We start from the raw sequence: 13,566 nt of genomic DNA, 5'->3' as shown, positions 1-13,566 counted from the left end.
TCGTGCCGCGCTGCGCTCGTGCCGCGCTGCGCTCGTGCCGCGCTGCGCTCGTGCCGCGCTCGCATAGTTGCGCTGGTGGGTCGGGTGGGTGGGAACTCGCGTGGGGGTGCGGGTTTCCACTGGGGTCGGTGTGGGCCTGCGTTCGGCCGTGCCGCGCCCGTAGGGCGCGGCACGGCCGAGGGTTTGTCGGTGGGGGGTTTTAGGGTTTGGGGGTGGGGAGGGGGGTGGGTGGGGGTGGGGTTAGGTGTAGGGCGATGGTGGTGTGGTGTTTGGGGATGGTCCAGGTGGCGTCGGGGAGGGGGGTGTTCGGGGGGTGGGCGTTGATGTGGAGGGTGTGGTGGCGGGTGGTGTGCCAGGTGCGGACGCGGGTGGTGAGGAGGTCGGCGAGGGCGGGGGCGTCGGGGCCGTGGGCGCTGACGCCGAGTTCGGCGGAGGTGCCGATGCCGCGGCGGGTCAGGTAGGCGAAGGAGTCGGCGGTCGCCGCGCCGGGGCCGCCCCACGGGTGGAGTGCCGCGGTGAGCAGGCCGGCGCGGACCGCGTCGAGGTCGGGCAGGACACGGCAGCACTCGGGCAGCGCGGCGAGGTGCAGGTCGAGATGGCTCTCGCCGCCGGGCGGCCGGACGCCGGTCCACACGAGCGTCTCCGGGCCGTCGAGGGCGCTTTCCAGCGCCGCCGCGTCGAGCGTGCGGTCGTCGTCGGTGCGGAGCCTGAGTACGGGCGGGTCGCCGAGGACCACCCGGTGTTCGGCGACCTCGCCTGGCCCGCGCAGCGGCAGCGGGGCGCAGCTCAGCGCGGCCCGCCCGCGCCAGACGCCGTCGCGCCGCGTGAACGCGACGGACCTCGTGACGCCGCGCAGCCGCAGCGGCGCGACGAGCACGCCGCCGGGCGCGAGCTGGTCGGCCCACGCCGGGGGCAGGTCCCACGCGCCCGCGCTCACCAGCACCCTGTCGTACGGCGCGCGCTCGGCGTGGCCGAGCAGCCCGTCGGCCACGGCAGTCTCGACGTGCCCGTACCCCGCCCTGGCCAGACCGCGCCTTGCGACGGCGACCGCGCCCGGCAGGATGTCCACGGACGTGACCCGCCCCTCCGGCCCGGCAAGGCGCGCGAGCAGCGCCGCGGTGTACCCGGTGCCCGTCCCGATCTCCAGGACGCGGTGGCCGGGCCGCACATCGAGCTGGTCGAGCATCGCGGCGACGAGTCCGGGTTCGGGCAGCGCGCTGAGCGTCGTGCCGGACTCGTCCCGGTGTGCCGTGATCGCCTCGTGGCCGTACGCGCGGGGGAGGGGGACGCCGGGCACGAACAGGTGTCTGGGCACCGCGCGCAGCGCCTCCTCCACCGGCTCGCCGCTGACGATCCCGTGCCGGCGCAGCGCGTCGACGAGTGTGCCGCGCATGGCCTCGGCGCTTGCGGAGTCTCTGCTGATAACCACTAACGCGACGTTACCTTCAGGCACGCTGCGTCACACCTGACTCGCCGGATCGGGAAGGAGGGCTCTTGTAGAGTGAGTGATTACTTGTTAACTTCGCGGTGTGGATAGGGAAGCCTTGGAGCGCGGCCTCGTCCGCCGACTGCTGGACCACATCGCGCACCGCACGACCGATCTCGCCGACGCCGTCCTCGAGGTGCCCGCCGACGTGTACTCGCCGGAGCGGCACGCCGAGGAGGTCGAGGCGCTGTTCCGCGACCAGCCCCTGGTCCTGTGCCTGTCCGGCGCGCTACCGGAGCCCGGCTCGTTCCGTACCGTGGACGTCCTCGGCACGCCGATCCTGCTCACCCGCGACAACGACGGGCAGGTCCACGCGCTGCTGAACGCGTGCCGCCACCGGGGCGTGCGGGTGGCCGACGGCGCGGGGGAGGCGGTCAGGTTCACCTGCCCGTTCCACGCGTGGACCTACAACCTCAAGGGCGACCTGCTGCGGATGCCGTCGGCCGGGGCGTTCGAGGGCATGTGCAAGGAGGACAAGGGCCTTGTCGAGCTGCCCGTCGCCGAAGGGCACGGGCTCGTCATCGGGAGGCTGACCCCTGGCCCGATCCCCGAGGTCGAGGCATACCTGGGCCCCGGCCTCGCCGACGAACTCGCCATGCTCGACTTCGCCGACTGGCTCCCGCACGGGGAGCCGCACGTCCACCGCGTCGCCGCGAACTGGAAGGTCACCCTCGACACCTTCCGCGAGAACTACCACTTCGACTACCTGCACCGGAAGACGCTCGCCACCTACGCCTACGGCGGCGTCCTCACGTTCGACCCGTTCGGCCGCCATCTGCGCAACTGCTCGGCGCTGCGCTCGATCGACGCGCTCAGGGACGTCCCCGAGGAGGAGTGGGGCGACGTCGGCCAGCACTTCAGCTACCAGTACGCCCTGTTCCCCAACACCAGCCTCACCCTCGACGCCCGGCACGTCGAGCTGTGGCAGATCCTCCCCGTGGACGAGGCGTCCTCGGAGGTGATCCACACCTCCTACTTCCGGCCCGACCTGGGCGAGGAGGAGCTTGCCAAGGCCGCCGAGATGGCCCCGTGGATCTGTGAGACAGTCGTGGACGGCGAGGACTTCTGGGTCGCCGGACGCACCGAGCCCGGCGTCCGCACCGGGCTGCTCGACACCGTCGTCTTCGGCCGCAACGAGCCTGCGCCGCAGCACCTGCACTACGGCTTCGAGGAGACGCTGAAGGCCGCGAGGCGGGCCCGCTAGAGCCCATGACGGGCACGGCGGCACAGGTCGGCGCGGCGGCCCGCCGCGCCGACCGCGCGGCACGCTCAGGCCGTGTCGATCCAGACGGACTTGGTGTCCAGGTACTCCTCGAGCGCGTGCGGGCCCATCTCGCGTCCGTAGCCGCTCATCTTCTGCCCGCCGAACGGCACGGCCGGGTCGAACAGCAGCATCGTGTTCACCCAGACCGTGCCGGTGCGCAGTTCCCGCGCCATCCGGTGCGCCCTGCCGACGTCACGGGTCCACACGCCGCCGGACAGCCCGTAGGACGAGTCGTTGGCGCGCGCGGCGACCTCCTCGACGGTGTCGAACGGCAGGACGCAGGCGACCGGCCCGAAGATCTCCTCGCGCGCGACCCGCATGCCGTCGTCGACGTCGGCCAGGACGGTGGGGGCGACGAAGTACCCGTCGGCGAGCCCGTCGGACTCGACCCGGGAGCCGCCCGCAACGGTGCGCGCGCCCTCCTCCCGGCCCAGGTCGAGGTACCCGGTGACCCGCTTGAGCTGCTCGTCGGAGACCAGCGGCCCGATCTTCGTGGCCGGGTCGAGGCTGTCGCCGACCTTCAGCCCCCCGGCGAACTCGGCGAAGCCCGCGACGAACTCGTCGTAGACGGGCCGCTCGACGTACACGCGGGTGCCCGCGCAGCAGATCTGCCCGGAGTTGGAGAACACGCCCCAGCCCGCACCGGGGATCGCGCGCTCCAGGTCGGCGTCGGCGAAGACGATGTCGGGGGACTTGCCGCCCAGCTCGAGGGACAGCCGCTTGAGGTTGCCCGCCGACGCCCGCACGATCTCCTGCCCGACGGCGGTGGAGCCGGTGAAGGCGACCTTGTCGACGCCCGGGTGGGCGACCAGCGCCGCGCCGACGCTCTCGCCGAACCCGGTGAGGATGTTGACGACGCCGTCGGGCACCCCCGCCTCGACCAGCAGCTCACCAAGCCGCACCGCGACCAGCCCCGCCTCCTCGGCGGGCTTCAGCACCACCGCGCAGCCCGTGGCGAGCGCCGGCGCGAGCTTCCACACCGCGTTGCTCACCGGCCGGTTCCACGGCACGATCGCCGCGACGACCCCGACGGGTTCGCGCAGCGTGTAGCTGAACACCGAGCCCGGCAGCGAGTTCGGGATGGTCTCACCGTGGATCTTCGTCGCCCAGCCCGCGAAGTAGCGCAGCACCTCGGCCTCCCACGCGGGGCTGCGGCCGGAGCGTGGCCGTCCGATGGGGGAGCCCATGTCGAGGGCTTCCAGCAGGCGCAGTTCGTCGTAGTGGGCGTCGACGAGGTCGGCGATCCGCAGCAGCAGCGCCTGCCTGTCGCGCGGTTTGGCGCGGCCCCACGGCCCGTCGAGCGCGGCGCGCGCGGCGGCGACGGCGCGGTCGGCGTCGCGCGTGTCGGCCTCTGCCAGTTGGGCGATGACCGTCCCGTTGGACGGGTTGACGCTGGGGAACGTCAGGCCGGAGGCGGCCTCGGCCCAGCTGCCGCCGATGAGCAGCCTCTTGGGCGGGCCGCCGACGAGGTCGGCGGGTGCGGGTGCCGGCATGGGGACTCCTTCGGGGGAGCGATGATAAAAGAATGCTCACTTACTAGATACAGGCTCCCGCAAGCCCACACCAGAGGTCAGCGCTTCGGCATCCGAGGTCTCTAGAAAGTGATCGCTCACCCTGTTATGTTGCGGGAATGGAGAAGCCCACCCCGCCTCTCGCCGTGCCGTCGGAGGCAGCTTCGGAAACAACCGCGATGCCCGACGAGTGGTGTGCGCGGCACTTCGACCACCTTTCCCCGGACCTCGCGGCGACGATGCCCGCGACCATGGCCCGCATGCGGGAACTGCATCCCGTCGCCCGCAGCGAGGAACACGGCGGGTTCTGGGTCGTCAGCGGCTACGACGAGGCCCTCGCCGTGGCGCAGGACTGGGCGGCGTTCAGCTCCGCGCAGGGGCTGAACATCCCGCGCGCGCAGCTCGTCGTGCGCAACCTCCCGGTCGAGGCCGACCCGCCCGAGCAGCGCGTCTACAAGCGGCTGATCAACCCGTACTTCACCCCCGCCGCCGTCGAACCCTGGGCCGAGGCCACCCGCGCGCTGGCCGACCGGCTCATCGACTCCTTCATCGAGTCCGGAAGCTGCGAGTTCATGAACGAGTTCGCCAGGCCCTTCCCCAGCCTCGCGTTCTTCCAGCTCGCCATCAACGCCCCCGAAGAGGACCTGGAGAAGGTCGCCTACATGGCGTCGAAGTCCTCGACGCCCGACGACCCCGAGTCGCGCGAGTGCTGGCAGGGCCTGTTCGCCTGGATCCGCGACTTCACCCGCGCGCGCAAGGACGCCCCGCCGCGCGGCGACGTGGTCGACGCGGTCGTACGCGCCGAGATCGACGGCAGGCCCATCACCGAGCAGGAGATCATCGGCACGGTCCAGCTCCTGGTCCTCGGCGGTCTTGAGACCACGGCCGGGGCGCTCGGGCTGATGCTCGACAGGTTCTGCGCCGACCCGTCGATCCCGGCGCTGCTGCGCGAGCGGCCGGAGCTGATCCCGTCGGCGTCGCTCGAGCTGCTGCGGCTCGATCCGTCGTTCGTCGCCGTGGCGCGCACCGCCACCCGCGACGTCGAGGTCGGCGGCTGCCCGATGAAGGCGGGGGACAGGGTGCTCATCCACTGGGCGTCGGCCAACCGGGACGTCAGGGAGTTCCCCGACGCCGACTCCTTCGACCCGGCCCGCGAGCGCAACCGCCACCTCAGCTTCGGCGCGGGCCCGCACCGCTGCGCCGGGTCGAACCTCGCGCGGATGAACCTGCGGGTGGCGCTCGAGCAGATCCTGACGCGGATGCACGACATCCGCCTCGCCGACGGCGCGAAGGTCAAGTACCACCGCGGCCTTACGCGCTCCCCGGACACGCTGCCCATCACGTTCACACCGGGTCCCCGTCTCACCCCGGCGTCCTGACGCCATGGCCGAGCGCACCCTTCTCACCAACGTACGGGTCCTGGCCTGCACCGGCGGACGTGACGAGCGTCCCGTCGCCGCCGACGTCCTCATCGAGGACGACCGGATCGTCCGGGTCGCGCCGGGGATCTCCCTCCACCCCGGCGCGGCCAGGACCGTCGACCTGCGCGGCGCGACGGTCCTGCCCGGCCTCGGCGACGCGCACGTCCACCTGAGCTGGCCGCTCGACTTCGTGTTCGACCACGCCGCCGTCGCGGCAGCGCCGCCCGGCGAGCACATGCTCGACGTCGCCGCCGTCGTCCGCACGTTCCTGGAGAGCGGCTACACGTTCGTGATCGGCGCGGGCACCACACAGCCGCGCGACGACCTGCTCATCAGCGACGCGATCGAACGCGGGCTCGTCCCCGGGCCACGGATCGTGCCGAGCGGGCCGATGATCGCCGAGGTGGGCGGGCTCGGTGGCGACGGGGAGATGATGGAGGTCGCCGCCGACGCGCGGAGCCTGCGCGAGATCGTCGCCAGGCAGTGCGACCAGGGGGTGCGGGCGCTCAAGCTGTTCATCTCCGGCGACGGCGTCGTGCCTGAGTTCCCGTCCGACGACGTCTACATGAACGACGAGATGCTGACGGCGGCCGTCGCGGAGGCCGACCGGCACGGCGCGTTCCTCACCGTCCACGCGCGCGGCTCGGCGAGCGTGGCGATGGCCGCGCGGACCGGCGTCCGGATCGTCCACCACGCGTGTTTCCTTGACGACGCGGCGGTGAAGGCGCTCGAGGCGCGGGGAGACGACATCTGGGTATGCCCCGGTTTGCACTACCTGTACGCGATGGTCAACGGCCACGCCGAGCCGTACGGGATGACGCCCGAGCGGATCGAGGCGTCGGGGTACCACGCCGAGTTCGCCTCGCAGGTGGAGGGCATCGGACGGCTTCGCGAGTCGGGCGTCGGGATTCTGTCCGGCGGTGACTTCGGACACCAGTGGACAAAACATGGGACGTATGCGGCCGAGCTCGTCAGGTATGTGGAGTGCGGGATGAGCCCTTCCGAGGCGATCCATACCGCGACGCGCAACATGGGCGCGGTGTCCGGTCTGCCGATCGGGCAGGTCCGTGAAGGGTTCCTCGCGGACCTCCTCGTTGTGGACGGGGACCCGGCCGAGGACGTCGCGGTCCTGCTCGACCCGGGCCGCCGTAGGGCGGTCCTCAAGGGCGGCGCGTTCGCTTACGTCAACCCGGGGCTGTATCCGTGACGGCGGTGCTCTCCGGCGTCGACGCCCTCGTCCGCCTCCTCGTGCTGCGCCGCCTCCTCGACGAGCGCGACGGCCTGAAGACCGCGACGATGGTCTCCGGCTACCCCGGCTCCCCGCTCGGCACGTTCGACCTCGCCGTCGACGCCCTGGGCCCCGCGCTCGCGGCGAACCGGATCACCCACCGGCCAGGGCTCAACGAGGAACTCGCCGCCGCGATCGTGTGGGGCAGCCAGATGGGCGCGGCGGTCCCGTACGACGGGATCGACGGCGTCGCGGGCGTCTGGTACGGCAAGGGCCCCGGCCTCGACCGCAGCGGCGACGCGCTCAAGCACGCCAACGCGATGGGCGCGGGCCCCCACGGCGGAGCCGTCATGTTCTGCGGCGACGACCCCGCAGCGAAGTCCTCGACCTTGGCGTGCGACAGCCAGTTCGCCTTCCAGGACGCGTGCGTGCCCGTCCTTGTGCCCGCCGACCAGCAGGACATCCTTGACCTCGGCATACACGCGTTCCGGATGTCCCGTTACGCGGGCTCATGGGTGGGGCTTCGGGTCGTCACCGCGGTAGCCGACGGGGTCGGCACGGTCGACCCCGAGCCCGGCAGGCACACGCCGCGCGACCCTGAGGGCTTCGTCGTAGACGGGGAGCCGTGGCGGCACGTCCCGCAGCGGACGATCGGGCCGCACGCGGTGCCGGGCCAGGAGGCGCTGATCGCCGACCACAGGCTGCGCGCCGCCCGCGCGTACGCCAGGCACAACCGGCTCGATCGAGTGAGTGGGGCGGCGTCCGGTGCGCGGCTCGGTGTGGTCTGCTCGGGAAAAACGTACTTTGACCTGCTTCAGGCGTTCGCCGATCTGGGGACGACGCCTGAGCGGCTCGGTGTGCGCGTCCTGAAGCTCGGGATGGTGTTTCCGCTTGTTGAGGAGACCGTGCTCGAGTTCGCGGGGTCCGTCGCGGAGATCGCGGTCATCGAGGAGAAGCGGCCCTTTGTGGAGACGCAGCTTCGGGCCGTGCTGCACGAGGCGGGAGTCGCCGTGCCGGTGCGCGGCAAGAGGGACGCCGGGGGGCGGGCTCTCGTGCCCGTCGCGGGGGAGCTCGATGCCGGGTCCGTCGCGGACGTGCTCGTGCGGCTGCTGCCCGAGGCCGCGCCCGAGCCCGTCAGACGGCCTGGGCTGCCGCTGCTCCAGGTCGCGGGACGCGCACCCGGGTACTGCAGCGGGTGCCCGCACAACCGCTCGACCGTCGTGCCCGAAGGCGCGCTCGCCGGGGGAGGGGTCGGGTGCCACGGGATCTTGTACTTCGAGGCGCGTCAGGAGGCGCTGCGGCGGCTCCCGCCGACGCCGATGGGGGCCGAGGGCGTCCCGTGGATCGGGCTCGCGCCGTACGTCGCAGAGCCGCACCTCATCCAGAACCTCGGCGACGGCACCCTCAGCCACTCAGGCACTCTCGCGATCCGGGCCGCGGTCGCGGCGAACGCGCCGGTCACGTTCAAGATCCTCTACAACGCGGCGGTCGCGATGACCGGCGGCCAGGACGTCACCGGCCTGCTCGACGTGCCCGCGCTCACCCGCGCGCTGGAAGCCGAGGGCGTACGGAAGATCGTGGTGTGCGCCGAGGAGCCCGGAAGGTACGGGCGGCGAGCGCGCTGGGCGCGCGGGGTCGAGGTGAAGCACCGTGACGCGCTCGCCGACGTCCAGGAGCGGCTGCGCCGCGAACCCGGCGTGACCGTCATCGTGTACGACCAGCGGTGCGCGGCCGAGGCGCGCAGGCTGCGCAAGCGCGGACTGCTGCCCGAGCCGCCGCGCAGGGTCGTCATCAACGAGGCGGTGTGCGAGGGCTGCGGCGACTGCGGGGCCAAGAGCAACTGCCTGTCGGTGCTGCCGGTGGAGACCGAATTCGGCACGAAACGGCAGATCCACGACCCGTCGTGCAACCGCGACTACACCTGCCTCGACGGCGACTGCCCCTCCTTCGTGACGCTCAAGCCGGCCCGGCGCGGCAGGCGTCGGGCCCGCGCGGACGCCCGCCCGACGCTGCCGCAGGGCCACCTGCCGACGCCCGAGCCCGCGCCGATCGACGGACGCTTCGGCGTCTACTTCACCGGCATCGGCGGCACCGGGGTGATCACCGCGGTCCGGGTCCTCGCGCGCGCCGCCGAGGCCGCAGGGCTCGCCGTCGGCGGAATGGACCAGACGGGCCTGTCACAGAAGGCCGGAGCCGTCGTCTCCCACCTGCACCTGGCCGCCGACCGCAGCGCGCTGGGCGCGGCCGCCGTCAGCGCGCGCGGAGCCGACCTCTACCTCTCCGGCGACATCCTCCAGGCCGCCTCCCCCGCCCACCTCACCAAGATCAGCCGAGGCCGCACCCTGGCCGTCATCGACCCCACCCTGACCCCCACCGCCGCAATGCTCCAACACACCAACCCCACAACCCCCCCACCCCACCACCCCAACACCCCGGGCCCGTCAACGCACCGCGCCGACGCCCCGGGCCCGCCGACCCACCACGCCGACTCCTCCGCCCCGGTCGTTTCGCGCGAGGGCTCCTCCGCTCCGGCGGTTCTCTCCGACGACGCCTCGGGTGCGGTGGTTCAGAGTGACGACTCCACCGGCCCGGTGGTCCCTCGTGACGACTCTTCCGGCTCGACGGTTCGGCGCGATGGCGTCGCGGGTGGGGTGGTTTCGCGCGAGGGTTCTGGGGTGCGGGTGGGGGACCTTGGGCGTGCTGTGGTCGGGGAGGCGGGGGAGGGGGCGACGGTCTTTGTGGAGGCGCGGGCGATCGCGGAGCGGGTGTTCGGGGACCATATGCCCGCCAACATTGTGCTGCTCGGGGCTGCCTTTCAGCGTGGTGGGCTGCCCGTGCCGTTGACGCGGATCGAGGCGGCGCTGGGTGCGGGACGCGGCGGGGAGGCGAACCTCGCGGCGTTCGCGTGGGGGCGCTGGGCCGTCCACGATCCGGAGGCGGTGGCGGCGGCGCTCGCGTCGGAGGCGTCCGGGGGAGGGCTCAACGACCCGTCAGCGCGCGCGCTTGCCGTGGCGCGCCCTCTGCTCGACGGCCTTGGCCTGCCCGCCGAGCTGGAAGGGCTCCTGTTGAGGCGGGCCGCCCAGACCGTCGACTACCAGGACGCGGCCCGCGCGCGGCGTTACCTCGCGCTCGTGGCGCGGACCGCCGCGCACGACGGCGCGGCCGAAGGCTGGGCGCTGACCCGTGCGGTCGCGGAGTCCTGGTTCAAGCTGCTCACCTACAAGGACGAGTACGAGGTCGCCCGCCTGCACCTCAAGGCCGACTACGACGCCCTCGCCGCAGGGCTCGGCATCGAAGGCCCCTACAAGGTGGTGTTCCACCTGCATCCGCCGATGCTGCGCCGTCTCGGGCTCAAGAAGAAGCTCCCCCTGGGCCGCCCGTACGAGCTCGCGTTCCATGTGCTGCGCCGGATGCGCCGCCTGCGCGACACCCCCTTCGACGTCTTCGCGCACGACCCGGATCGCAAAACGGAACGCGCGCTGATCCTCGAATACGAACGCCTCGTAGCCGACCTTCTGTCAGGGGACCTGCCCTACGCCGAACGAGTCGCCCTCGCCGCGTCGGCCGAAGGAGTGAAGGGCTACGGCCCGCTCAAGGAGGCGGCGGCCACCGCCTGGCGCGCCCGGGTCCGCGCATGACCCGCACACCGCAGACGATCCGACGGGTCTGCTGCGCGACGCGCACCAAGGGCGTCACCCGTGAGGAGTTCGCGGCGGCCTGGCCCGCCGCGGTCGCCGTCGCGGCGCGCGCCCCCGAAGGCGTGCGGCCCGTGCGCGTCGCGGTGAACACCGTGCTGCCCGAGGTCGCCGAGCCCCGGCACGACGGGATCGAGGTCGCCTGGTTCACCGACCGCGCCCACGCCGACCGCTTCGCCGCCTGGCAGACCACCGAAGGCCGCGCGGCCCGCCGCGACCTCGCGGAACTCACCGACCCGGCGTCCCCGGTGCTGCTGGCGACCGAAGCGGTCATGCGCGGCGCGGACTGGCTCGCCGCCCGCTGGCACGACCCGTCGCCCCGGCTCAAACACCTCGCCCTCGCGACCCGCGCTGCGGGCCTCACCCCCGAGGAGTTCTCAGCGCGCTGGCGCGCCCACGCAGGTTCGGTCCGCCGTCCCGGCGAGCCGGGCCCTACGCCGATCCCCGACGAGGCACGCGGCTTCGCCTACGTCCAGTCCCACCCGCTGCCCGGCCTTCCCCGCGCCTACGACGCCCTCACCGAGGTCTACTTCACCACCCGCGAGTCCCTGGCGGCCCGCGTCGCCTGGTTCGCCGCCGCCCCGGCCGCCGACCCCGCCCTCTTCGCCACCTCGCACCTCCTCCCCGCCCGCGAGACCGTGCTCGCCTGAACTGTCAGACCGTCCTCGTATGATGCGTCGGAAAGGCAGTCAAGGTGAAGGTGGTGCGCGATGGCACAGCTGGTCAAGACGACGTCCGAGCTCTGGGTGTCCGTCTCGCACGGCAGATTCATCATCCTCGATGACGACGGCCTCGCCGACGAGCCCGACGGCGTCCCGTCGCTGATGGACGACGAGGACGAGCGCGGCGACGAGTGGTTCCGTCCGGCTTACAACGGCGTCGACATTGACGGCCCATTCTCCGACTACGACCCGGACGTCGTCCTCGAACTCTGGGACGGCCCACCGCCCGAGCGGCCAGGATGGGCGCGGACCGCATCGGGCGAGGTGTTCTTCAGCTCAGGCCGCGTCCACCTGAACAACATCTTCGGCGACGGCGACTCAGCAAACTCCTTCAACCTCGGCGAAAAGACCCGCACCTGGTCGCTGCGCTGCCACGCCCGCCCATCCCGCGACGACGAAGAGGAGTTCCTACTCCAGTTCTGGCCCACGCCCTTTTGACGCCACCCGAGCACGCCGCTGAAGAAAGATGCCGTAAACAGCGCCACCGAGGACACAGACCCAGATGAGCCGGGTCGCCCGTGATGGCGCTGGTGACGCCGTGCCAGCTCGACGGGGTCAGGTCGGGGTGCCAGAGGATCTGGGCGTCGTAGCGGGTGTGCACGTCGGCGTGGGCCAGAAGACCGGCGCGGGTCAGGTCGGGGTCCCGGAGGATCTGGGTGTTGTCGTGGGTGGGTACGTCGGTGGAGTTGGGGGTGTGGGGGTTGTGCGCCGTTGGGTTAGGGGGTTTGGAGGGCTGGGGGGAGGCCGATGGATTGGGGTTCTAGGAAGGTGGTGAGGCCCTCGGGGCCTAGTTCGCGGCCCAGGCCGGACTCCTTGAAGCCGCCGAAGGGGACGTGGGGGTAGGGAGGGTAGACGCCGTTGATGGCGACACCGCCGGTGCGCAGGCGGCGGGCGACGCGGAGGGCGCGGTGGGGGTCGGCGGACCAGACCGCGCCGGACAGGCCGTAAGGGGAGTCGTTGGCTATCGCGACGGCATCGTCGTCGTTGTCGTAGGGGATGAGGCAGACGACGGGGCCGAAGATCTCCTCGCGCGCCACCCGCATGTCGTTGGTGACGTCGGTGAGCACGGTCGGCTCGACGTACCAGCCGCGCGGGAGCCCGTCGGGGCGGCCGCCGCCCGTCGCGATCCGCGCGCCCGCCGCGACCGCGACCGCGATGTACCGTTCGACCCTGACCCGCTGGCGTTCGGCGACGAGCGGGCCGACGACCGTCGCCGGGTCGTGCGGATCACCGACGGGCACCGCCGCGGCGGCGTCCGCCGCGGCCTCAACGGCCTCGGCGTAACGGGCGCGCGGCAGCAGGATCCGCGTGTGCGCCCCGCACACCTGCCCGGAAAGGTGCATCGCACCGGCCACGATCGCGGGCACCACCGCGCCGATGTCGGCGTCGTCGAGCACGACGGCCGCCGACTTGCCGCCGAGTTCGAGCGACACCCGCTTCACCTGCTCGCCGCACAGGCTCATGATGCGTTTGCCCGCCGCGGTCGAGCCGGTGAACGCGACCTTGTCGGTGCCGGGGTGGCGTACCAGCAGCTCCCCGACGTCACGGCCGCCAGGCACGAGGTTGACGACGCCGTCGGGCACCCCGGCCTCGGCCAGCGCCTCGGCGAGCACATACCCGCTCAAAGGGGCCTCCGGCGGCGGCTTCAGCACGACGCTGCACCCGGCCGCGAGCGCGGGCGCGGCCTTCCACGCCGCGAGCGTGACCGGCGCGTTCCACGGCACGATCAGCGCCGCGACCCCCACCGGCTCATGCGTGACAAGCCCCGCCCGGTCCCCGACGACGACCTCACGGTCGAACGGATAACTCCGTACAAGGTCGGCGTAGTAGTCGAAAAGCGGCGCGACAAGCCCCGTCTGCGCGCGCCGCGCCTGGCTGACCGCGCACCCCATCTCGTCAACAGTCACGCCCGCGATGTCGGCTTCGCGTTCGCGAAGCAGGACCGCCGCCTTGGCCAGGACGTCGGCGCGCTCACCCGGCGTCATCCGCGGCCAGGGTCCTGTGTCGAACGCGGCGCGCGCGGCGGCCACCGCGCGTTCGACGTCCGCGCCGGTGGCGACGGGCACCTCGCCGACCGCCTCCTCGGTGGACGGCGAGACGACGCGGAGCGCGCCGCCGCCCGTGGGCGCAGCCCACTTTCCGTCGATGAAGAACTCACGCCGGTACATCAGCCGCTCGTCCACGCGGGCCTCCCGCAATCAGATTCCGGAGCCTAGTCTCCGGAGTGAACGCCCGCTAT

At 72.5% G+C, this 13,566-nt stretch carries 9 protein-coding genes; 6 read left to right on the top strand and 3 right to left on the bottom strand.

All coding sequences use genetic code 11. The features are described 5' to 3' along the window. Positions 1–199: 199 nt before the first annotated feature. On the bottom strand, positions 200–1,429 hold the full coding sequence (fxlM, locus tag R9X44_RS35460; RefSeq protein ID WP_319818776.1) for a methyltransferase, FxLD system: 1,230 nt from the start codon (positions 1,427–1,429) through the stop codon (positions 200–202). A 100-nt stretch (positions 1,430–1,529) separates the two neighbouring features. Between fxlM and R9X44_RS35455 the strand changes: the two genes are divergently transcribed. Beyond that, positions 1,530–2,690, top strand: a complete 1,161-nt coding sequence (locus R9X44_RS35455; RefSeq protein WP_319818775.1) for an aromatic ring-hydroxylating oxygenase subunit alpha — start codon at positions 1,530–1,532, stop codon at positions 2,688–2,690. 65 nt (positions 2,691–2,755) lie between these two features. Here R9X44_RS35455 and R9X44_RS35450 read toward each other — a convergent pair whose 3' ends face one another. After that, complete coding sequence (locus R9X44_RS35450) at positions 2,756–4,243, bottom strand: aldehyde dehydrogenase family protein (RefSeq protein ID WP_319818774.1); 1,488 nt, start codon at positions 4,241–4,243, stop codon at positions 2,756–2,758. A 137-nt stretch (positions 4,244–4,380) separates the two neighbouring features. Here R9X44_RS35450 and R9X44_RS35445 point away from each other — a divergent pair, with 137 nt between their 5' ends. From R9X44_RS35445 to R9X44_RS35425, 5 genes are read left to right on the top strand one after another with little or no spacing between them, the layout of a single operon-like run. Continuing rightward, positions 4,381–5,640: a cytochrome P450 gene (locus R9X44_RS35445; RefSeq protein WP_319818773.1), complete on the top strand. Its 1,260-nt coding sequence runs from the start codon at positions 4,381–4,383 to the stop codon at positions 5,638–5,640. Between the two features lie 4 nt (positions 5,641–5,644). Continuing rightward, entirely contained in the window at positions 5,645–6,889 is a 1,245-nt protein-coding gene (locus tag R9X44_RS35440) for an amidohydrolase family protein (protein WP_319818772.1), read from the top strand. Beyond that, positions 6,886–10,548: an indolepyruvate ferredoxin oxidoreductase family protein gene (locus tag R9X44_RS35435; protein WP_319818771.1), complete on the top strand. Its 3,663-nt coding sequence runs from the start codon at positions 6,886–6,888 to the stop codon at positions 10,546–10,548. The genes R9X44_RS35440 and R9X44_RS35435 overlap by 4 nt, the downstream gene beginning before the upstream one ends. Then, positions 10,545–11,255, top strand: a complete 711-nt coding sequence (locus R9X44_RS35430) for a hypothetical protein (RefSeq protein WP_319818770.1) — start codon at positions 10,545–10,547, stop codon at positions 11,253–11,255. The genes R9X44_RS35435 and R9X44_RS35430 overlap by 4 nt, the downstream gene beginning before the upstream one ends. Positions 11,256–11,315: 60 nt before the next feature. Continuing rightward, positions 11,316–11,765, top strand: coding sequence for a hypothetical protein (locus R9X44_RS35425; protein ID WP_319818769.1), 450 nt, complete (start codon positions 11,316–11,318; stop codon positions 11,763–11,765). A gap of 278 nt (positions 11,766–12,043) precedes the next feature. Here the strand turns inward: R9X44_RS35425 and R9X44_RS35420 are convergent, their stop codons facing one another. Next, positions 12,044–13,510: an aldehyde dehydrogenase gene (locus R9X44_RS35420; RefSeq protein ID WP_319818768.1), complete on the bottom strand. Its 1,467-nt coding sequence runs from the start codon at positions 13,508–13,510 to the stop codon at positions 12,044–12,046. Positions 13,511–13,566 lie beyond the last annotated feature (56 nt).

It is taken from the genome of Actinocorallia sp. A-T 12471, from assembly GCF_033875155.1.
GTDB lineage: Bacteria > Actinomycetota > Actinomycetes > Streptosporangiales > Streptosporangiaceae > Actinocorallia.
Note: the sequence above shows the minus strand (reverse complement) of the source record. Positions and strands in the feature narration are given on the sequence as shown.